Here is a 20930-nt window from a genome sequence, read left to right on the forward strand (position 1 = left end):
CCGGCCGCCCCGCCCGGTGGCTCCCGTCCGGCGCAGAGCCAGTTGCTCTGCGCCGGCTGCGGGAGTCGGGTGGTGTCCGGGCCTTCGCCCGTCCGGTGCCTGGCCGCGCGCCTCCGGCGCCGGCCTGCGCCGTCACCGCGACACGGGTGCCGAGGCGGCCTTGGCCGGTGACGGCGAGGTCGCTGCTCACCGGCTGCTGCCGGTACCGCAAGGGTCAGTCCCATCCGTCAGTGGCGCGGTTCCGTCAGTGGCGCGGTCGTGTTCCCCCAGCTCCTGGTACTCGGTGTTCCGGTGGAGGAGCACCGCACGAGGGGCGAGACTCACGCCCCCGCCTCAGGAGCGCCGCCGAGCTTGCTGAGCAGGCCGGTCAGCACGTCCGGAGCGATGGTCACACTGTCGATGTCCGGCACGTTCTCGGCCAGGTGCACAGCGGCCATGGCGTGCAGGGTCGCCGTCTCGGCACCGGCGTGCACCCGCAGCCATGCGGCCTGTGCCTCGGCCCGGGCCGCACCCACCTCGCGGACCTGCTCGGCTTCCGCGCGCGCGAGCCGTTCCGTGCCGGCCGCCTCGGCCTCCGCCAGGCGCACCGTGCGGGCCGCCTCCGCCTCGGCACGCACCCGGTCCGTGGCCGCCTGCCCCTCGGCCTCGCGTCGGGCGTTCGTGCCGCGCTGGTCGACCAGCTGCTCCTCGCGCCGGGCCAGTTCGATGCGGCTGGCCACTTCGTTCTCGGAGATCGCACGCTCCCGTTCGACGGCCACGGCCCGGCGCTCGTACGTTGCCCGGTCGGCCTCCTGCTGGATCTGCTCCCGGGCGGGGGTGCGCAGTGCCCGCTCCACCTCCGGTTCCGGACGCAACGCCACCACGCGGACGGTGACCACCTCGATGCCGGTGGCCGGCAGCCTGGGCTCGGCGGTCAGCCCGGCCGCGAGGCGCTCGCGCACCGAGCCGACCCCGTCGGTCAGCGCGGCCGACAACGGTGTACGGGTCATGACGTCCAGAGCCTGCTCCTACGCCGTCTCGGTGAGGAGAGTGCCCAGCTGTTCCAGCGGAGTGCCGTGCCAGGCGCCCGTGTCCGGGTCGATCGAGAAGTCGAGACGGGTGGCGGCGAGCGCCGGGTCGCCGATCCGGTAGGTCACCGTCGCCTGGACCGTCACGTCCTGGAAGTCGGCTGTGCGGGTGTGCAGGGTCATCGCCAGTTCCCTGTCGTCCAGCGGGACTTCGGAGAGGGCGGCGGTCAGCACGCGGAACCGGAAGCTGAGTCCGGGGCCGTCGTGGACCAGTCTGCCGGAGCGGTGGTGGCGGATGTGTGCGGTCGGTGCGGCGCGCAGGTGGCGCCAGCCGAAGCGCTGGGTTATGTCGGCCATGGGACCCCCGTCTCCTTCTCGTCAAATTGACGATAGGTGGTATCGCTTCTTCTCGTCAAGTAGACGAAAACTGGTGGGTGCGGAAACCGGCGAGTGGCGGGTGAACCGTGGTTCCGGTGGTCAGGATGGAGGCATGGGATTCCACGTCGACTCCGAGGTCGGGCGGCTGCGCCGCGTCATCCTGCACCGGCCGGATCTTGAGCTCAAAAGGCTCACCCCCAGCAACAAGGACGCCCTCCTCTTTGACGACGTGCTCTGGGTGCGCCGGGCGCGCGCCGAGCACGACGGCTTTGCCGATGCGCTGCGTGACCGTGGTGTCGCCGTCCATCTCTTCGGCGACCTGCTCGTCGAGGCCCTGGAGGTTCCCGAGGCCCGCACCCTGGTCCTGGACCGGGTCTTCGATGAGAAGGAGTACGGTCCCCTGGCCGCCGACCGCCTGCGCGCCGTCTTCGAACGGATGGCCCCGGCCGAACTGGCCGAGGTGCTGGTCGGCGGAATGACCAAGCGGGAGTACCTGGAAGTCCATGCGGAGCCGGTCTCCGTCCGTTTCCATGTCATGGACCTGGACGACTTCCTGCTCCCCCCGCTGCCCAACCACCTTTTCACCCGTGACACCTCGGCGTGGATCTACGACGGTGTTTCCATCAATGCCATGCGCTGGCCAGCCCGCCGGCGGGAGACCGTCCACTTCGAGGCGATCTACAGCTATCACCCGCTCTTCCGTGATGAAACGTTCCGTGTCTGGTCCCGTGGGCAGGCTGACTATCCGTCCACCATCGAGGGCGGTGACGTCCTGGTGATCGGCAACGGTGCCGTCCTGATCGGCATGAGCGAGCGCACCACCCCGCAGGCGGTGGAGATGCTGGCTCACAAGCTGTTCGCGGCGGGCTCGGCGCACACCATCGTCGCGCTCGACATGCCCAAGCGCCGGGCCTTCATGCACCTCGATACGGTGATGACCATGGTCGATGCCGACACCTTCACTCAGTACGCGGGGCTGGGCATGCTGCGCTCCTACACCATCGAGCCGGGCGTGGGTGAGCGTGAATTGAAGGTCACCGACCATCCTCCGGAGCACATGCACCGCGCGATCGCCGCGGCGCTCGGCCTGGGGAAGATCCGGGTACTGACCGCCACGCAGGACGTGCATGCCGCCGAGCGCGAGCAGTGGGACGACGGCTGTAACGTCCTGGCCGTCGAGCCCGGAGTCGTCGTGGCCTATGAACGGAACTCGACCACCAACACCCATCTGCGCAAGCAGGGCATCGAGGTGATCGAGATCCCGGGGAGTGAACTGGGGCGGGGTCGGGGAGGCCCCCGGTGCATGAGTTGTCCCGTGGAGCGTGAGGCGGTGTGACCGGGCGGACCATCGGCTCCTGTATAGAAATGCTGAATATCGTATAGAATTCCACGGTCCCTGTAGCCGTCGTACCCCTGGAGCGCCCCCCATGGCGACAGTCCCGACCGCCCTCGCCGGCCGTCACTTCCTCAAGGAGCTGGACTTCACCGGAGAGGAGTTCCGCGGTCTGGTCGAACTGGCCGCCGAGCTGAAGGCGGCCAAGAAGGCGGGGACCGAGACGCAGTACCTGCAGGGCAGGAACATCGCGCTGATCTTCGAGAAGACCTCGACGCGCACCCGCTGCGCGTTCGAGGTCGCCGCCGCCGACCAGGGTGCCCGCACGACGTACCTCGACCCCACCGGCTCACAGATCGGGCACAAGGAGTCGGTGAAGGACACCGCGCGTGTCCTCGGCCGGATGTACGACGGGATCGAGTACCGCGGGGACAGCCAGGCCACGGTCGAGGAACTCGCCGCCCACGCGGGCGTCCCCGTCTACAACGGGCTCACCGACGACTGGCACCCCACCCAGATGCTCGCCGACGTGCTCACCATGACCGAGCACAGTGCCGGACCGCTGACGGATACCACCTTCGCCTACCTCGGCGACGCCCGCTTCAACATGGGCAACTCCTACCTGGTCACTGGTGCGCTGCTCGGCTTGGACGTACGGATCGTGGCCCCCCGGGAGTACTGGCCGGCCCAGGAGGTGGTTGCCCGCGCCCGGGGGTTGGCCGAGTCCAGCGGGGCCCGCATCACCCTCACCGAGGACATCACGAAGGGCGTCGCCGGCGCCGGTTTCGTCGCCACCGACGTGTGGGTGTCCATGGGCGAGCCGAAGGAGGTGTGGGCGGAGCGCATCGGCGCGCTGTCGTCGTACGCCGTCACCATGGACGTCCTGCGCGCCACCGGCAATCCGGACGTGAAGTTCCTGCACTGCCTACCGGCCTTCCACGATCTCGGTACCAGGGTCGGCCGGGAGATCCACGAGGCCTACGGACTCCGCTCACTCGAGGTCACCGACGAGGTGTTCGAGTCCGAGCACTCGGTCGTCTTCGACGAGGCCGAGAACCGCCTGCACACCATCAAGGCGGTGCTGGTAGCCACCCTCGCCTGACCCCGGTCGGTGAGAAGCCCTGACCCGATGGGCCTCACCAGGCCTTATCCTGACCGGCGGCCCCAGAATCACCCTTTTTGGGGCCGCCGCCGCGACTTCCCCGAGCAGTTCGAGCAGGGGACACCCAGACGGTCGCCCGCACCACCAGAAACGAGCACCACCCGCATGCCCGCTCCTCGCATCAAGTCCCCCGGCGCGCTCCTCGCCGCATCCGGAGCCGACCTGGAAGGCCACGGCCTCAAGCGCACGATGGGACTCTTCCAACTGATGTGCTTCGGCGTCGGCGCCATCGTCGGCACCGGTATCTTCGTCGGCCTCTCCGACTCCGTCGCCCAGGCCGGCCCCGCGGTCGTCCTCTCCTTCGTCCTCGCCGCCGTCACCTGCGTCTTCACCGCCTTCTCCTTCGCGGAACTGGGCGGCGCGATCCCTGTTTCCGGCTCCTCCTACTCCTTCGCCTACGCGGGCCTCGGCGAGACCACCGCCTTCCTGGTCGGCTGGTGCCTGTTGCTGGAGTACGGCATTTCCATCTCGGCCGTCGCCGTCGGCTGGAGCCAGTACGTCAACGAACTGCTGCACAGCCTCACCGGTCACCAGCTACCGGCCGCGCTGTCCGCCGGGCCGGCAGACGGCGGGATCGTGAACCTCCCCGCAGTGATCGTCATCGCCATGGCCTGCGTGCTGCTGGTGCGCGGAGTCCGGGAGAGCGCCCGGGCCACCGCCGCCATGGCCGCGGTGAAGCTGGTGATCCTCCTCGCCTTCTGCGCCATCGGCTACAGCGCTTTCAAGGACGGCAACCTCACCCCGTTCTCCCCGGCCGGCCTCGGCGGCATCGGCGCGGGCACCACCGCCGCGTTCTTCTCCTACATCGGCTTCGACGCGATCACCACGGCCGGCGAGGAGGCCAAGAACCCGCGCCGGGACATCCCCGTAGCGATCATGGTGTGCATGGGTCTGGTCACCCTGCTGTACTGCGCGGTCGCGCTCGCCGCGATCGGTGCTATCGGCGGCGACCAGGTGGCGGGCCGGCCCGCCGCGCTGTCGTACGTCGTCAACGAGGTCACCGGCTCCGCCGTCGGCGGTGGGGTCATCGCCTTCGGCGCGGTGGTCGCCATCGCCTCCGTGGTCCTCGCCGTGATGTACGGCCAGACCCGTATCCTGATGTCCATGTCCCGGGACGGGCTGATCCCGCGCGTCTTCGAGAAGGTCTCCCCGAGGACCTCCACGCCGGTCGCGGGCACCCTGATCGTCGGGGTCGTCTTCGCCGTCCCGGCGGCCTTCGCCTCGCTCGACGCCGTGATGAACCTGTGCACCATCGGCACGCTCGCCATCATGGCCGTCGTCAACATCGCGGTCATCGCGCTGCGCCGCCGCGAGCCGGGACTTGCCCGCAGCTTCCGAGTGCCGCTCTACCCCGTGGGCCCGCTGCTGGGCGTCGTCTTCTGCCTGTACCTCGTCTACGAGACCGGCTGGCAGACCTGGCTCCAGTTCGCAGCGTTCCTCCTGGTGGGCCTGCTCGTCTACGTCGCCTACGGGCGCCGGCACTCCGCCCTGGCCCGTATGGCCGCCGTGGAGGTCATGCCGGACGCCGCCGCTGAGCGGGAATCGCAGGCAGTGTGAACCACACCGCCTTGCCCGACGGTGTGGGGCGGTGACCGCAGGAGGAGCTGAGGGTACGGATCAGCAGCAGGCCGCGCCCGCCTTCCTGCCAGGGGTCGGGCTCCTCGATCACCGCCTGGGTCAGATGACCGGGCGGCGCCGGATCCGGGTCGTGCACCTCGACCTGGCAGCCGCTCGGCAGCAGTTCCACGACCAGCTCTATCGGGCCCCGCCCGGCGGTGTGCTCCACCGCGTTGGCCACCAGCTCGGCCGTGAGCAGCTCCGCGGTGTCGCTGTCGGCCGGGTGCTCCACCTCGGAGAGCGCCGTGCGCACCAGGGCGCGCGCCACGGGCACGGCCGCCGCGGTGTGCGGCAGCGCAATGCGCCAGGAGGCCGATTCGGTGGGGCGTTCGTGCAAGGCGAATCCGTTCATGGAGCAGGTTGTCCTGCTTTCGACTGTAGGAATGGTACGGGTCCCGCCATAACGATCACCGGCGGGCTTCGATCGGGGCTCTTGGGTCGGACACCGGGCGGCATACCCGGCCGGACGGTCCGCCTCGCCTGGCCGGGTCCACTGTTACCGCCCTGTCGACGATCGGTGACGCAGCCGGCGGGACTCGGCCGATCGGCGTACGGCCGACGCACTGTTGTAGTGCACTCGTGACGACGGTCATAAATGAGTGATAACTTCATGGGGTAGAGCACCATGACGCACCATCCGCCGCAACGTGAGGCACCGCCGCCCTAGGAGGCCGCACGTCATGAGTCCCTTCACCGGCTCCGCCGCCCGCACCTCCGACTGGGAGCACCTGCGGGTCCAGCTCGCCGACGGGGTCGCCACCGTTACCCTCGCCCGCCCCGACAAACTCAACGCCCTCACCTTCGGCGCCTACGCCGATCTGCGTGATCTGCTCGCCCAACTGTCCCGGGAACGCTCGGTGCGCGCCCTGGTCCTGGCCGGTGCAGGATGTGGGTTTTGTTCCGGTGGCGACGTCGACGAAATCATCGGCGACACGCTGTCCATGGACACCGCCCAGCTGCTGGACTTCAACCGGATGACCGGCCAGGTCGTACGGGCGATCCGGGAGTGTCCGTTCCCGGTGGTTGCCGCCGTGCACGGGGTCGCGGCGGGCGCCGGAGCCGTCCTGGCCCTCGCCGCGGACTTCCGGGTGGCGGATCCGTCGGCGCGCTTCGCCTTCCTCTTCACCCGGGTCGGTCTGTCCGGCGGTGACATGGGCGCGGCCTACCTGCTGCCCCGGGTGGTCGGTCTGGGCCACGCGACCCGCCTGCTGATGCTCGGCGAACCGGTGCGCGCTGCCGAGGCCGAGCGCATCGGCCTGCTCAGCGAACTGACGGCGGAGGGCCGCGCGGATGAGGCGGCACTCGGTCTCGCCCGCCGCCTGGCCGACGGCCCCGCCCTCGCCCATGCCCAAACAAAGGCCCTGCTCACGGCCGAACTGGACATGCCACTGGCGGCGGCGGTGGAGCTGGACGCGTCGACCCAAGCCCTGCTGATGAACGGTGAGGACTACGCCGAGTTCCATGCGGCCTTCACGGAGAAGCGCCCTCCCCAGTGGAGGGGGCGGTGAACGCGCCGGGCGGAGAGGCCCGGGACAGGGCGGGCGTGCGGCGCAGCCCCGCGGCCCCACCGGTCGCCACGCACCCGCAGTCGCGGATGGCCGCCGGCCCGCCCCTTCGGGTGGCGGTGATCGGCGGCGGGCCGGGCGGCCTCTATGCCGCAGCCCTGCTGAAGAGGCTGGACCCCGCCAGGCAGATCACCCTCTGGGAACGCAACGCCCCCGACGACACGTTCGGCTTCGGAGTAGTCCTTTCCGACGAAACCCTCGGCGGCATCGAACACGCCGACCCCGTGGTCCACGAGGCGCTCCAGCGGTGCTTCGTACGCTGGGACGACATCGACATCGTGCACCGGGGCGAGCGTCACACGTCCGGAGGGCACGGCTTCGCCGCGGTGCGCCGACAGACCCTGCTGAAGATCCTGCACGAGCGCTGCCGCTCCCTCGGCGTGGACATCCACTTCCGTACCGAGGCGCCTTGCCCGGACCGCCTGTCCGAGGCGTACGACCTCGTCATCGCGGCCGATGGTGTGCACAGCACCACCCGCGAGACCTACGCCCCTGCGTTCCGGCCCCACGTGGCCGAACACCGCTGCCGGTACATCTGGCTCGCCGCGGACTTCCCCTTCGAGGCCTTCCGCTTCGAGATCGCCGAGACCGAGTACGGCGTGATGCAGTTGCACGGCTACCCGTACGCCCGTCCTTCCGTCGACCGCCTCCCCTCGATCGGGCCCAACGGGCCGGAAGACCGATCCGGTGCCTCCACGGTCATCGTCGAAATGCGTGAGGAGGTCTGGCGGGCGGCGGGATTCGACGAGGTCAGCACGCAGGAGTCCGTCGAACGCTGCGCCAAGATCTTCGCGGACGCGCTGGGCGGCAAGCCCCTGCGGTCCGGCAAGTCGGCCTGGACGTGCTTTCGCACGGTGGCGAACGAGCACTGGTCCCACGGCAACGTCGTCCTCCTCGGCGACGCCGCCCACACCGCCCACTTCTCCATCGGCTCCGGCACCAAGCTCGCGGTGGAGGACGCGCTGGCCCTCGCCGCGTGTCTTACGGAACAACCGGACGTACCACGTGCGCTGGCCGCCTACGAGGAGGAGCGCAAACCCGTCGTCGCCTCCACGCAGCGGGCCGCCCGGGCCAGCCTGGAGTGGTTCGAGGACCTGCGCCGGTATCTCGACCAGCCGCCCCGCCAGTTCGCCTTCAACCTGCTCACCCGAAGTCGCCGGGTCACCCACGACAACCTCAGGCTGCGCGACGCGCACTTCACCGAGGCCGTCGAGCGTGAGTTCGGTTGCCCGCCCGACACCCCCCCGATGTTCACCCCGCTCCGGTTGCGCGGCCTGACGCTGCGCAACCGGGTGGTCGTGTCCCCGATGGACATGTACTCCGCTGCGGACGGTGTACCCGGCGACTTCCACCTGGTGCACCTGGGCGCCCGGGCCCTCGGCGGGGCCGGGCTGGTGATGACCGAGATGGTGTGCGTGAGCGCCGAAGGCCGCATCACGCCGGGTTGCGCCGGTCTCTACACCGCGCGGCAGGCCGAGGCGTGGCGGCGCATCACCGATTTCGTGCACACCCGCGCCCCCGGCACCGCGCTCGGGGTGCAGCTCGGGCACTCCGGTCGCAAGGGCTCCACGCAACTGATGTGGGATGGCATGGACGAGCCGCTACCTGAGGGCAACTGGCCACTCGTCGCCGCCTCCCCGCTGCCGTACAAGCCGGGGAGTCAGACTCCGCGCCAGCTCAGTCGGGCCCAACTCACTGATGTCCGGGAAGAGTTCACTGCTGCTGCCAAGCGGGCCACCCGTGCCGGTTTTGATCTGCTCGAACTGCACTGCGCCCACGGATACCTGCTCTCCGGTTTCCTCTCCCCGCTCACCAATCGACGCACCGATGCCTATGGCGGTCGTCTGGAGGAACGGCTGAGGTTCCCGCTGGAAGTCTTCGACGCGGTGCGCGAGGTGTGGCCGGCCGAGCGGCCGATGACCGTCCGCATCTCCGCCACCGACTGGGCGGAGGGGGGCACCACCGCGGAGGATGCCGTCGCAATCGCCCGGGCCTTCGCAGCGCACGGTGCCGACGCTATCGACGTCTCCACGGGGCAGGTAGTGGCCGAGGAACGGCCGGAGTTCGGGCGGTCGTACCAGACGCCGTTCGCCGACCGCATCCGGCACGAGGTCGGAGTCCCGGTGATCGCGGTCGGGGCGATCTCCTCCTGGGACGACGTCAACTCCCTGATCCTGGCGGGCCGTACTGACCTGTGCGCGCTGGCCCGCCCACATCTCTACGACCCCCACTGGACCTTGCACGCTGCGGTCGAGCAGGGATACGAGGGCCCCGGCGCCGTCTGGCCCAACCCCTACCGCGCAGGCAACCGGCGCCCGCAGACCGGACGGACCGACGCCCCCAAGCCGCGCCTATCGCTTGGTGGCTGACGCACCTTCACCTTCCCGGCGACCGGGGCGCGCCGTCCGCCGGGAGGACCGGTCGAGTGGTTTGCCGGGGCCCGGGAGGGCGCGGGGCCGGGGCAACGACGACCGGACGCGCGGTGCCCGGACCGCCCCACCGGTTCTGCGTCCGGCCCCGTCAGGATCGGACCGCGTCACACTCCGGCGAACTCCGCGCCCGCGTCGCGTAGCCGCGCGTGCAACGCCCGGAAGACCTCGGCCGAACGGAACCCGGGCCAGTCCTGTGGCAGGAGCCGGGTGGGCAGGCCCGGGTCGGTATAGGGCAGATGGCGCCAGGAGTCGAGGGCGAGCAGGTAGTCGCGGTAGGCCTCCTCGGGCGGGGTGTCCGGGCGGCGCTCCCAGGCGTGCAGGACGGGAGCGTGCGCATCCAGGAAGTGCTCGTGTTCCTTGGCGATCGCGGCCAGGTCCCACCACCGGGTGACCGCGTCGGCCGTGGGTGCGAAGCCGAGGTGCTCGCCCCGGAAGAAGTCCACGTAGGGGTCCAGGCGCAGCCGGTGCAGCGTGTGGCGCGTCTCCTCGTGCAGACGGGCCGGGGCGATCCACACCCCCGGGGCCGCAGTGCCGAAGCCGAGGCCGGCCAGCCGGGACCGCAGCACATGCCGTTTGTTCCGCTCCGACTCGGGGACGGAGAACACCGCGAGCACCCAACCCTCGTCCTCGGGAGGCGCCGTCGCATAGACACGGCGGTCTCCGTCTTCCAGCAACTGCCGTGCTTCGGCGGAGAGTTCATACCCAGCGGCGCCACGCTCCGTACGGGCGGGCAGCAGCAGACCGCGGCGTTTGAGCCGGGACACCGAGGAGCGCACCGAGGGTGCGTCCACCCCGACCGCGGCCAGGAGCCGGATCAGCTCGGCGACGGGCACTGGGCCGGGCATGTAGCGGCCGTACGCACCGTAGAGCGTGACGATGAGGGACCTGGGGGCGTGCTGCTCGGACACGTTGATCATTTTAGGCTGCCGGGGTCACTGCCGGTCACTCGCGGTGCGCAGCCGGAACCGCTGCAGCTTTCCGGTGGCCGTGCGCGGGAGCGCGTCCAGGAACACGAACTCACGCGGGCACTTGTAGGGGGCCAGTTCGGACTTGAGGAACGTACGGAGGGCTTCCGGATCCTGCTGGGCTCCGTCCCGCAGGACCGTGTACGCCACCACCACGTGGCCGCGTGCCTCGTCGGGCCGGCCGACGACCGCCGTCTCCACCACGTCGGGGTGGCGCAGCAGGGCCTCCTCCACCTCCGGCCCGGCGATGTTGTACCCAGCTGAGATGATCATGTCGTCGGCGCGGGACACGTAGCGGAAGTACCCGTCGGGCTCGCGGACGTAGGTGTCGCCGGTGACGTTCCAGCCGTCGCGGACATACGCGCGCTGCCGCAGGTCGGCGAGGTAGCGGCAGCCGATCGGGCCGCGCACGGCCAGCAGGCCAGGTTCTCCGTCGGGTACCGGCTCACCATTCGTGCCCTGCACGCGCGCCTGCCAGCCGGGCACCGGCACGCCCGTGGTGCCGGGCCTGATGCGCTGGTCCGCTGCGGAGATGAAGATGTGCAGCAGTTCGGTCGCGCCGATGCCGTTGATGATGCGCACGCCGGTGCGCTCGTGCCAGGCCCGCCAGGTGGCCGCGGACAGGTTCTCCCCGGCCGACACGCAGCGCCGCAGGGAGGAGACGTCGTGCCCGTCCAGCGCGTCCAGCATGGCGCGGTACGCGGTCGGGGCGGTGAAGAGGACCGAGACGCGGTGCTCGGCGATCGCGGGGAGCAGTTGCCGGGGGCCGGCCTGCTCCAGCAGGAGGGTGCTGGCGCGGGCCCGCAGCGGGAAGATGACCAGTCCGCCGAGACCGAAGGTGAAGCCGAGCGGGGGACTGCCCGCGAACACGTCGTCCTGATGAGGACGCAGCACGTGCTTCGAGAATGTGTCGGCGGCGGCCAGCACGTCCCGGTGGAAGTGCATGCACCCTTTCGGGCGGCCCGTGGTGCCCGAGGTGAACGCGATCAGAGCGACGTCGTCGGCCGCGGTGTCGACCGCGGGATAGGGGGTGGCGGGTGTCGGGCGGCGGAGGAGGTCATCGGGGGTGTCGCCTCCGTACGAGGTGATCCGCAGCCCTGGTATCCCCGCCCGCGCCAGGTCGTCCACCGCCCGGATGTCGCACAGGGCGTGCTGCACCCGGGCGATCTCGCAGATCGTCGCCAGCTCGTGCGGGCGCTGCTGGGCCAGCACGGTGACCGCCACCGCGCCCGCCTTCAGCACCGCCAGCCAGCAGGCGGCCAGCCACGGGGTGGTGGGGCCGCGCAGCAGGACCCGGTTGCCGGGGACCACACCGAGGTCTCCCGTGAGGAGGTACGCGATCCGGTCGACGCGTGCCCGCAGCTCGCCGTATGTCCAGGTGGGCCCGGTCGGGGCGTGGAAGACCGAACGGTCCGCACCGGGACCGTCCAGGAGCTCCGCGGCGCAGTTCAGCCGGTCGGGGTAACGCAGTTCCGGCAGGTCGAACCGCAGCTCGGGCCACTCGTCCGGCGGGGGCAGATGGTCGCGCGCGAAGGTGTCGACGTGGGCCGAGAGATGCATGGCGGTTCGCCCCCTTGCCGTGCCAAGCGTCGAGACGGGCGTCGTGGTGGGCGCCGGTGTCGTGGTGGGCTCGCCATTGGAGCGTATCGCGTTGGTGACGGCAGTCAACTCTTCGCGATAACGTGGGGTGTGACGGGATGAGGCCGCCCCGGTCCCGCCCTGGACGGCGAGGAAGGGGCCCGAGGGCCGGGGCCCTCTCGGATGGTGGTGGGGAGGGGCGTGGAGGCCCGCCCCGGAGGGAGGAAGGGCAGTGCCCGCATTCTCGCTCGAACCGGAGCAGATCGCCTGGTGTGCGGAGCTGCGCACGCTGGCCGCACGACGGCTGCGCCCGCTCGCCGACCAGGGCGATCCCGGCCGTGTCAACCGGCCGCTGCTCACCGAACTCGGCAGGCTCGGGCTGCCGCGTCGGCTGTTCGCTTCCGGCGCGCTCGACCTGTGCCTGATGCGGGAGTCCCTGGCGCAGGCCTGCATCGAGGCCGAGACCGCCCTCGCCCTCCAGGGGTTGGGTGCTCATCCGGTGCACGCCCACGGCACCCCCGTCCAGCGCGGACACTGGCTCCCCAGGGTCGCCGACGGCAGTGCGGTGGCTGCCTTCGCGCTGAGCGAGCCCGGAGCCGGTTCGGACGCCGCGGCGCTGGCCTTGGCGGCCGAGCCCGACGGCAGCCACGCCTGGCGGCTCACCGGAGCCAAGTGCTGGATCTCCAACGCCCCCGAGGCCGACTTCTACACGGTCTTCGCGCGTACCACGCCCGGTGCCGGATCCCGGGGCGTGACCGCCTTCCTGGTCCCTGCCGACCGGCCCGGACTCACCGGCACGGCACTGGAGATGATCTCACCGCACCCCATCGGTGCACTCGACTTCGACGCCGTGCCGGTCACCGCCGACGACGTGCTCGGTGAGGTCGACCGCGGCTTCGCCGTCGCCATGGGCACCCTCAACCTCTTCCGTCCCAGTGTGGGCGCCTTCGCGGTCGGCATGGCACAGGCCGCGCTCGATGCCACCCTCGATCACACCCGTCAACGCCAGGCGTTCGGAGGTCGGTTGATGGACCTTCAGGCGGTCTCCCACCAGACTGCCGAGATGGCGCTGCGCACCGAGGCTGCGCGACTGATGGTGTATGCGGCGGCCGCGGCGTACGACGAAGGCGCGGTCGACGTGCCCCGGCGTGCCGCGATGGCCAAGCTGCTCGCCACCGAGACCGCGCAGTACGTCGTCGACGCCGCCGTCCAACTGCACGGAGCCCTCGCCCTGCGCCGCGGCCACCTCCTCGAACACCTCTACCGCGAGGTGCGTGCGCCGCGCATCTACGAGGGAGCCAGTGAGGTCCAACGGGGCATCATCGCCAAGGAGTTGTATGCCATGACCCAGGACCGGGAGGTCAGGTGACGACCGAGCGAGTCAATCCGCCCGAACTGTCCCCGCCCACGGGCTTCTCCCACGCGGTCGTCGCGGCCGGTTCCCGCGTGGTGTTCCTGGCGGGGCAGACCGCCCTCGACGGGGACGGCAAGATCGCCGGTGACGCGCTGCCCGAGCAGTTCGGGACGGCGCTTGGCAACCTGCTCGCCGCCCTGCGTGCGGCTGGTGGTACCCCGGCCGACCTCGCCCGTGTCACCGTCTACGCCACGGACATCGTCGCCTACCGGCAGTGCGCTGGCGAACTCGGCCGCATCTGGCGCGACGTGGCAGGCCGCGATTATCCCGCGATGGCGGTGGTGCAGGTGGTCCGGCTGTGGGACGAGCAGGCGCTCGTAGAGCTGGACGGGTTCGCCGTACTGCCGTAGGGCTGCGTGGCCGGGTTGTCGTGACGCCGTAGGGTCCACGCATCGTCCGGAGGTCGGGCGGCCCGGCGGGGCGATGCCGCCGTGTCCCGGTGCGCCGACCGGCCCGGCGCCGCACAGCTGTTCTGGACGTTCGTCCTGCTGTCCCCGGCAGCTGATCCGCCGTTCCGGCCCGTGCGTGACGCGCCACCGATGGGGTGACGGTCACACCTCCCGGCGCGGTCGCCCGGTACCAGTGGAGCCCCCAACCCCGTGGAACCGGAGGTATCCCGTGCTCGTACGCCCCGCCCTAGCCGCGGCTCTCGGCGCCGCCGCCCTGCTGTGCTCCGCGATCGGTTCGGCCGGTGCCGACCCCTTCGAGGCCGTCACCGTCGACCCGGCCGGCCGGATCGCGTCCGACGGCACGGTCACCCTCTCCGGCAGCTACCGCTGCACCCCGGGCACCGGACCGGTGTTCGTCAGCTCGTCCGTCAGCCAGGGTGACCCTCGCGTCAGGCACGGCATCGGCGGCGGCGCCGCCCGGTGCGACGGTGCCGAGCACCGCTGGACGAACTCCGGCAAGGTCTCCTCGGAGGCGCTCACGGTGGGGACGGCCCATGTACGGGCCTCCCTCATGGAGCTGCGTCCCTCGGGCATCGCGCCGCTGCCGGCCTTCCATGCGGTCACGGACCGGGACGTCAAGCTCATCCAGGGGTGAGCCGGGCACGTGCCACCGGCCGCCGTCCGGCCCCTCCGGAAGGGGCCGGACGTTCGTGTTGCCCGCGGGGCCGCCGGGCGCCCGGGTCCGGCCGGCTCGACGGTCCACCTGGCACGGGGCGACGGCGCGGTGCTCTTCCGCGCCGATCTTCCGGGCCGGGAGTTCGTCGCCGGCGGCGCCCCACGTCATACCTGGCGCGGGATCCCCACGCCGGAGGGGGCGGCCCGGGCGAGCACGACCGCGCCCGACGAGGAGCCGAGGACGTTTCTCCTGCTTCGCGGGTGGGCGGGGACGCGTGATTGGTGAATGCCGGCTTGCCGGGTCCGATCCCATGGCAGCCGGTCGCCGGTGGGCGCCCCGCTTCGACCCGGCGGGGTCCACCGTCCGCGTGCCGTCGCGGGTGCCAGTGTGCCGGCCCCGCGGCAGGCACGATGCCGCAAGGCCGCGCAGGGACCGGCGGACGTCGTAGGACCCGCGGCGGCGGGGACGTGTGTCTTCCCCGCGTGCCGGGACCCGCCGGCCGTCCCTGCTCCCCGGCCCGCGCCCCGGCCGCCCCGGTCCTCCTGGCTCAGGCGCGGCCGAGGCCGTCCCGGTCCGGCGGAGCGGTCCTCGGCCGTGCCCCCGAGGGCGCGAGGCGCAGATCCGGCCGGCGCAGCGCGGCCACGAACTTGTAGCGGGAGCCGCGGTACACCGAGCGCACCCACTCCACCGGGGTGCCCTCCGCATCCCGCGAGTGCCGGGACAGCAGCAGCATCGGCAGCCCCACGTCGGTGGCGAGCAGCTGCGCCTCGCGCGGGGTGGACAGCGAGGTCTCGATGGTCTCGTCGGCCTCGGCGAGATGAACACCGTAGACCTCGGCCAGTGCCGTGTAGAGGGAGGGGTACGTGGCCAGGGAGCGCCGCAGCCCGGGAAAGCGTCGCACGGACAGGTGGGTCGTTTCGATCGCCATGGGGTCGCCGCTGGCGAGCCGCAGTCGTTCGATGCGCAGCACGTGCTCGCCGAGCCCGATGTCGAGCAGGCCCGACAGCTTCTCGTCCGCGGGAATCTCCCCGATGTCCAGCACGTGTGAGGCGGGCGTCAGGCCCTGGGCGCGCATGTCCTCGGTGTGAGAGGTCAGCTGGAGGGTGCGGTACAGCTTCGGCTGCGCGACGAAGGTGCCCTTGCCCTGGATCCGGTCGAGGCGACCCTCGCCGACGAGTTCCTGCAGGGCCTGCCGGATGGTGGTGCGTGAGGTGCTGAACCGGACGGCGAGCAGACGTTCCGCGGGCATGGCGGAACCGGGCTCCAGCACCTCGGTCATGGCCAGGAGCTGTTGTTTGATCCGGTAGTACTTCGGCACGCGCGCGGTGCGGCCGGGCGCCCCGCTGTGCGGCTGGGCGCTGCTGACGTCGGTGGTCATGCCTGCCTTCCCGGCTGTGTCGGTGGCCTCCCGTTATAGCGACCAACCGTCCTATGGTCTAGTCCAACCGGAGGGCCGGTCGGGTGGTCCGGACCTGTGGGGTGGATGCGGACGGATGCACTCCGGTGACTTTCTCGTAACGGCCGGGATCGGCTTCTCGGACCACCCTTGACACCCCGAAAGGTCTAGGCCAAGCTCCACGGTACTGGTCTACACCATTAGTGGTCAGTTCCCGAGCCCTACGTGCAACAGCGTCGTACGCAGGTCACCGCCGAGGGCGTGGGGGGATTAGTGGCATCCCTGAGGAGGGTGGCGTGAAGCGCAAGCTCGCAGCCGCGATCGTGATCGCGGGCATGATGGTCTCCGTGTCGGCGTGTGGCGGCAACGACGACAAGGACAGCAGCAAGAACGCAGGCCCGGACAGCTTCAAGGGCCAGACCCTGAAGGTCTGGACAATGAGCGGTTCCGTGCCGGATCAGTGGGTCAAGGACGTCACGGCCGCCTTCGAGAAGAAGACCGGCGCCAAGGTGAAATTCGAGACCCAGAAGTGGGACGGGATCCAGCAGAAGATCACCACCGCCCTCTCGGAATCCAACCCGCCGGACGTCCTGGAGGTCGGCAACACCCAGACCCCGGCCTATGCGGCCACCGGCGGCCTCGCTGACCTGGGCGACCTCAAGAACGAGATCGGCGCCGACTGGACGCCCTCGGTCTCCCAGTCCTCGGTCTACGACGGTAAGCAGTACGCCGCCCCCTGGTACTTTGCCAACCGCGTCGTCATCTACAACAAGAAGATCTGGGCGAAAGCCGGTATCAAGGACACCCCGAAGACCCGGGACGAGTTCTTCAAGGACCTGGACACCATCGGCAAGAAGACCGACGCCGAGCCGCTGTACATGCCGGGCCAGAACTGGTACTTCTTCGACGGCCTGACCATCGGCCAGGGCGCTGACCTGGTGAAGAAGGACGGCGACAAGTACGTCTCCAACCTGGGCGACCCCAAGGTCGCCAAGGCCATGGAGATCTACAAGAAGTACGCCTCCTACTCCAAGGCCCCCAAGGACAAGGACGAGGCCAACCCGCAGCAGGCCGAGGTCTTCGCCAAGGGCAAGACCGGCGCGTTCATCGGCATGGGTTGGGAAGCCGGCACCGCCATCCAGGCCAACAAGTCCATCGAAAAGGACCTCGGCTACTTCACCGTCCCCGGCGAGACGGCCGACAAGCCCGAAGGTGTCTTCCTCGGCGGCTCCAACCTCGCCGTCGCCCAGAACAGCAAGAAGCAGGCCCTGGCCAAGGAGTTCCTGAAGATCGCCCTGTCCGACACGTACGAGGGCGAACTGGCCAAGCTCAACGGCGTCATCCCGAACAAGAAGTCCCTGGAGTCCAACCTCAAGGGCAATGCCGTCGCCGAGGCCGCCGCGCCGGGCGCCGCGGTCGGTGGCACCACCCCGCTGATCCCCGAGTGGGCCGCGGTGGAGAACAGCCCCAACCCGATCAAGTCCTACATGACCGCGGTGCTGAACGGTAAGTCCCCGGCGGACGCCGCCAAGCAGGTCGAGGGCGAGATCAACCAGCGCCTGGCCCAGCAGAACTGATGACCGCGCCGGGGGGCGCCGTGCCGGTGCCCCCCGGCTCACCAGTGTCGTTCTTCGTACGGCCACGGAAGAGATGGCAACTCATGTCAGTGCAGACCGAAGGCACGGACACGGCCGGGGGGCCCGCTGTCCGCAAGGCCCGGGTGCCGGCGCCCCCGAGAGGTGGGGACAGCACCTCCCGGACACCGCCCGGCCGCCGCGCCGCCGCCCCCTACCTGCTCCTGCTGCCCGCGCTGCTGGCCACACTGGTCCTGCTCGGCTGGCCCCTGGTGAAGAACGGCATGCTGTCGTTCCAGAACCTCAACCCGCGGCAGCTCATCCAGCACCTCACCGAGTGGAACGGCTTCGACAACTACCGTGAGGTCCTGACCGGTCCGGACTTCTGGCACGTCGTCGAGCGCTCGGTGTTCTTCACCGCCGCCAACGTCATCCTGATCATGGTACTCGGCACCCTGGTCGGTCTGCTGCTGGCCCGCCTCGGCAAGAAAATGCGGCTGCTCCTCCTGCTCGGCCTGGTCCTTGCCTGGGCCATGCCCATCATCGCCGCCACCACCGTCTACCAGTGGCTGTTCGCCCAACGCTTCGGCGTCGTCAACTGGGTCCTGGACAAGCTCGGCTGGCATTCCATGGCCGACTACAACTGGTTCAGCACCCAGCTCTCCACCTTCTCGGTGATCACACTGCTCATCGTCTGGCAATCGATCCCCTTCGTGGCGATCAACCTCTACGCCGCCACCACCACGATCCCCCGGGAGCTGTACGAGGCCGCGTCCCTGGACGGCGCCGGCGCGTGGAAGTCCTTCACCTCGGTCACCTTCCCGTTCCTGCGGCCCTTCCTGTACGCCACGACCTTCCTCGAAGTCATCTGGGTCTTCAAGGCGTTCCCGCAGATCTTCGCGATCAACGAGGGCGGCCCCGACCACCTCACCGAGACCCTGCCGATCTACGCGTTCGTCCAGGGCGTCGGCAACCAGCACTTCGGGGTCGGCGCGGCCATCTCCTTCCTGACCATCCTGGTCCTGCTCGTCATCACCTCGTACTACCTGCGCATGGTGCTCAAGCAAGAGGAGGACGAGCTGTGAAGCGCTCGGTCTTCGGCCGTTTCTGGCCCAACGCGACCGCCGTCATCCTCTTCATCGGCTTCGTGTTCCCCGTCTACTGGATGTTCGCGACGGCCTTCAAGCCGACCGGCGACATCATCTCCGAGGCCCCGGTGTGGTTCCCGACCGACATCACCTTCGGCCACTTCTCCAAGGCAGTCCACGCCGACCACTTCTGGACCCTGGTCGCCAACTCGGTCACCGTCACGGTCAGCGCGGTGGCCCTGTCACTGGTCATCGCCCTGTTCGCGGCGTTCGCCCTCGCCCGGATGCGGTTCAAGGGGCGGCGCGGCTTCATCGTGACCTTCATGCTGGCGCAGATGGCGCCCTGGGAGGTCATGGTCATCGCCATCTACATGATCGTGCGAGACAACGACATGCTGGACAGCCTGGTCCCGCTCACGGTCTTCTACACGGTCATGGTGCTGCCCCTGACCATCCTGACGCTGCGCGGCTACGTGGCCGCCGTGCCGAAGGAGCTGGAGGAGTCAGCGATGGTCGACGGCTGTACCCGGACCCAGGCCTTCGTCCGCGTGATCTTCCCGCTGCTTGCACCCGGCCTGATGGCGACCTCGCTGTTCGGCTTCATCACCGCCTGGAACGAGTTCCCGCTCGTCCTGATCCTCAACAAGGACATCGAGAAGCAGACCCTGCCCCTGTGGCTGTCCCAGTTCCAGACCGCCTTCGGTGATGACTGGGGCGCCACGATGGCCGCTTCGTCGCTCTTCGCGCTGCCCATCCTGATCCTCTTCATCTTCCTGCAACGCAAGGCTGTCAGCGGTCTGACCGACGGCGCCGTGAAGGGATGACGCCCCCGATGACCACACTCGCCACCGGCCCCGACACCCTGACCCGGAACGCCCTAGCGGTGCTGCAACCGGGGTTCGACGGCACCATCGCGCCCGACTGGGTGCGCCGACGCCTCGACGAAGGCCTCGCCTCAGTCGCCCTGTTCGGCCGCAACGTCGTCAGCGAGGAACAAGTCAGCGCACTCACCGCCCAGTTGCGCGCCGAACGGGACGACGTGCTGGTCGCCATCGATGAGGAGAGCGGTGACGTCACCCGCCTCGACGTCCGCACCGGCTCCTCCTTCCCCGGCAACCACGCCCTCGGCGCGGTCGACGACACCGGCCTGACCCGGGCCGTCTCCCGCGAGCTGGGCCGGCGCCTCGCGGCCTGCGGTGTCAACTTCGACTGGGCGCCCTCCGCCGACGTCAACGCCAACCCCGGCAACCCCGTCATCGGTGTCCGCTCCTTCGGCACGAGCACCGACCTGGTGGCCCGGCACACCGCGGCCTGGGTCGAGGGCCTGCAGTCCTCCGGTGTCGCCGCCTGCACCAAGCACTTCCCCGGCCACGGCGACACCAGCGTCGACTCCCACCACGCCGTTCCACGCATCGACGTCGACACCGACACCCTCTACGCACGTGAACTGCCGCCCTTCCGGGCGGCCATAGCCGCCGGCACCCGTGCCATCATGAGCGCGCACATCCTCGTCCCCGCCCTGGACCCGGAGCGCCCAGGCACCCTCTCCCGGCGCATCCTCACCGAACTGCTGCGCGGCGAACTCGGCTACCAGGGACTGATCGTCACCGACGGCATCGAGATGCGCGCGATATCCGGCACCTACGGCCTGGCACACGGGGTGGTCCTGGCGATCGCGGCAGGCGCTGACGCTATTTGCGTGGGCGGCGGCCTGTGCGACGAGGGCACCGTGCTGAAGCTGCGGGACGCGCTCGTGGCCGCCGTACGCTCCGGCGAACTGCCCGAGGAGCGGCTTGCCGACGCGGCCGCCCGGGTGCGTGCCCTGGCCGCCTGGACCGTGGGGGCGCGCAGTGGCCGCGCCGCCACGCCCGAACCGGAGATCGGCCTGGTCGCTGCCCGCCGCGCCCTGACCGTGACCCGGAACGACGCCGACGCACCGGTCACCGGACCGGTGTACGTCGCCACCTTCAACCCGACGCCCAACATCGCCGTCGGCGACGAGACCCCATGGGGGGTAGCCGTCGAACTGGCCCGGCTGTTGCCCGGTAGTGCGTCCGGCTCCTTCACCGGCACCGGCACCGGCACCGACGCCGGCACCGCGGCCCTGGCCGCGGCCGGTAGCCGCCGGATCGTCGCCGTGGTCCGTGACGAACACCGGCACGACTGGATGGGCTCCGCCCTCGACACCCTGCTCGCGGCCCGCCCCGACACGGTGGTCGTCGAGATGGGCCTGCCGCAGGCTGCGCCGCGCGGCGCCCTGCACATCGCCACCTACGGCGCGGCCCGCGTCTGCGGGGTGGCGGCTGCCGAAGCCGTGGCCTCCGGCTGACCCGCGCACCAACGGCCGCCCGACGCC

Annotated in this window: 16 protein-coding genes and 1 pseudogene; 12 read left to right on the plus strand and 5 right to left on the minus strand. The window is 70.4% G+C overall.

What is annotated here, in order from left to right:
- Positions 1-320: 320 nt before the first annotated feature.
- A pseudogene (locus LK06_RS26055) lies at positions 321-1364 on the minus strand (SPFH domain-containing protein).
- A 133-nt stretch (positions 1365-1497) separates the two neighbouring features.
- On the opposite strand from LK06_RS26055, the gene LK06_RS26060 reads away from it, so the two are divergent.
- The 3 genes from LK06_RS26060 (at position 1498) to LK06_RS26070 (ending at position 5437) form a co-directional block, all read left to right on the plus strand.
- The gene (locus LK06_RS26060) at positions 1498-2721 is read left to right on the plus strand and encodes an arginine deiminase (RefSeq protein WP_043406630.1); all 1224 of its coding nucleotides are present in this window, start codon (positions 1498-1500) and stop codon (positions 2719-2721) included.
- A gap of 91 nt (positions 2722-2812) precedes the next feature.
- A complete protein-coding gene (gene argF / locus LK06_RS26065; protein ID WP_039656728.1) occupies positions 2813-3820 on the plus strand; it encodes an ornithine carbamoyltransferase in 1008 nt (335 codons plus the stop codon).
- A 165-nt stretch (positions 3821-3985) separates the two neighbouring features.
- The gene (locus LK06_RS26070; RefSeq protein ID WP_039656727.1) at positions 3986-5437 is read left to right on the plus strand and encodes an amino acid permease; all 1452 of its coding nucleotides are present in this window, start codon (positions 3986-3988) and stop codon (positions 5435-5437) included.
- On the opposite strand, the gene LK06_RS26075 is transcribed toward LK06_RS26070, so the two are convergent.
- Complete coding sequence (locus LK06_RS26075) at positions 5394-5849, minus strand: ATP-binding protein (RefSeq protein WP_039656725.1); 456 nt, start codon at positions 5847-5849, stop codon at positions 5394-5396. The genes LK06_RS26070 and LK06_RS26075 overlap by 44 nt on opposite strands.
- 328 nt (positions 5850-6177) lie before the next feature.
- On the opposite strand from LK06_RS26075, the gene LK06_RS26080 reads away from it, so the two are divergent.
- Positions 6178-7005: an enoyl-CoA hydratase family protein gene (locus LK06_RS26080; RefSeq protein WP_039656723.1), complete on the plus strand. Its 828-nt coding sequence runs from the start codon at positions 6178-6180 to the stop codon at positions 7003-7005.
- A gap of 86 nt (positions 7006-7091) precedes the next feature.
- Positions 7092-9431 (plus strand): bifunctional salicylyl-CoA 5-hydroxylase/oxidoreductase, encoded by a 2340-nt coding sequence (locus LK06_RS26085; RefSeq protein WP_039656872.1) that lies wholly within the window; start codon positions 7092-7094, stop codon positions 9429-9431.
- Between the two features lie 167 nt (positions 9432-9598).
- Here LK06_RS26085 and LK06_RS26090 read toward each other — a convergent pair whose 3' ends face one another.
- Entirely contained in the window at positions 9599-10411 is an 813-nt protein-coding gene (locus LK06_RS26090; protein WP_043406624.1) for a PaaX family transcriptional regulator, read from the minus strand.
- Positions 10412-10426: 15 nt separating this feature from the next.
- Positions 10427-12019, minus strand: coding sequence for an AMP-binding protein (locus tag LK06_RS26095; RefSeq protein WP_039656720.1), 1593 nt, complete (start codon positions 12017-12019; stop codon positions 10427-10429).
- Positions 12020-12269: 250 nt separating this feature from the next.
- Here LK06_RS26095 and LK06_RS26100 point away from each other — a divergent pair, with 250 nt between their 5' ends.
- The 3 genes from LK06_RS26100 (at position 12270) to LK06_RS26110 (ending at position 14495) form a co-directional block, all read left to right on the plus strand.
- Entirely contained in the window at positions 12270-13406 is a 1137-nt protein-coding gene (locus LK06_RS26100; protein ID WP_039656718.1) for an acyl-CoA dehydrogenase family protein, read from the plus strand.
- Complete coding sequence (locus tag LK06_RS26105) at positions 13403-13801, plus strand: RidA family protein (protein WP_039656716.1); 399 nt, start codon at positions 13403-13405, stop codon at positions 13799-13801. Before LK06_RS26100 ends, LK06_RS26105 begins: the two co-directional genes overlap by 4 nt.
- Positions 13802-14069: 268 nt before the next feature.
- Entirely contained in the window at positions 14070-14495 is a 426-nt protein-coding gene (locus LK06_RS26110; RefSeq protein WP_039656715.1) for a DUF6299 family protein, read from the plus strand.
- 568 nt (positions 14496-15063) lie between these two features.
- Here the strand turns inward: LK06_RS26110 and LK06_RS26115 are convergent.
- Positions 15064-15894 carry a GntR family transcriptional regulator gene (locus LK06_RS26115; RefSeq protein ID WP_039656713.1) on the minus strand — a complete coding sequence of 277 codons (831 nt, stop codon included), beginning with the start codon at positions 15892-15894 and terminating at the stop codon, positions 15064-15066.
- Positions 15895-16208: 314 nt separating this feature from the next.
- Between LK06_RS26115 and LK06_RS26120 the strand changes: the two genes are divergently transcribed.
- The 4 genes from LK06_RS26120 (at position 16209) to LK06_RS26135 (ending at position 20903) form a co-directional block, all read left to right on the plus strand.
- Entirely contained in the window at positions 16209-17489 is a 1281-nt protein-coding gene (locus LK06_RS26120) for an extracellular solute-binding protein (protein WP_039656712.1), read from the plus strand.
- 83 nt (positions 17490-17572) lie between these two features.
- Entirely contained in the window at positions 17573-18571 is a 999-nt protein-coding gene (locus LK06_RS26125; protein WP_039656709.1) for a carbohydrate ABC transporter permease, read from the plus strand.
- A complete protein-coding gene (locus LK06_RS26130) occupies positions 18568-19398 on the plus strand; it encodes a carbohydrate ABC transporter permease (RefSeq protein WP_039656707.1) in 831 nt (276 codons plus the stop codon). Before LK06_RS26125 ends, LK06_RS26130 begins: the two co-directional genes overlap by 4 nt.
- 8 nt (positions 19399-19406) lie before the next feature.
- On the plus strand, positions 19407-20903 hold the full coding sequence (locus LK06_RS26135; protein WP_043434996.1) for a glycoside hydrolase family 3 protein: 1497 nt from the start codon (positions 19407-19409) through the stop codon (positions 20901-20903).
- Positions 20904-20930: the final 27 nt, after the last annotated feature.

The organism is Streptomyces pluripotens (genome assembly GCF_000802245.2).
Taxonomy (GTDB): Bacteria; Actinomycetota; Actinomycetes; order Streptomycetales; family Streptomycetaceae; genus Streptomyces; species Streptomyces pluripotens.

Coding starts and splice junctions, on each gene's coding strand:
- LK06_RS26060 (WP_043406630.1), top strand. CDS start 1,498: ATGGGATTCCACGTCGACTCCGAGGTCGGGCGGCTGCGCCGCGTCATC.
- LK06_RS26085 (WP_039656872.1), top strand. CDS start 7,092: ATGGCCGCCGGCCCGCCCCTTCGGGTGGCGGTGATCGGCGGCGGGCCG.
- LK06_RS26095 (WP_039656720.1), bottom strand. CDS start 12,019: ATGCATCTCTCGGCCCACGTCGACACCTTCGCGCGCGACCATCTGCCC.
- argF (WP_039656728.1), top strand. CDS start 2,813: ATGGCGACAGTCCCGACCGCCCTCGCCGGCCGTCACTTCCTCAAGGAG.
- LK06_RS26075 (WP_039656725.1), bottom strand. CDS start 5,849: ATGAACGGATTCGCCTTGCACGAACGCCCCACCGAATCGGCCTCCTGG.
- LK06_RS26080 (WP_039656723.1), top strand. CDS start 6,178: ATGAGTCCCTTCACCGGCTCCGCCGCCCGCACCTCCGACTGGGAGCAC.
- LK06_RS26135 (WP_043434996.1), top strand. CDS start 19,407: ATGACCACACTCGCCACCGGCCCCGACACCCTGACCCGGAACGCCCTA.
- LK06_RS26125 (WP_039656709.1), top strand. CDS start 17,573: ATGTCAGTGCAGACCGAAGGCACGGACACGGCCGGGGGGCCCGCTGTC.
- LK06_RS26070 (WP_039656727.1), top strand. CDS start 3,986: ATGCCCGCTCCTCGCATCAAGTCCCCCGGCGCGCTCCTCGCCGCATCC.
- LK06_RS26090 (WP_043406624.1), bottom strand. CDS start 10,411: ATGATCAACGTGTCCGAGCAGCACGCCCCCAGGTCCCTCATCGTCACG.
- LK06_RS26115 (WP_039656713.1), bottom strand. CDS start 15,894: ATGACCACCGACGTCAGCAGCGCCCAGCCGCACAGCGGGGCGCCCGGC.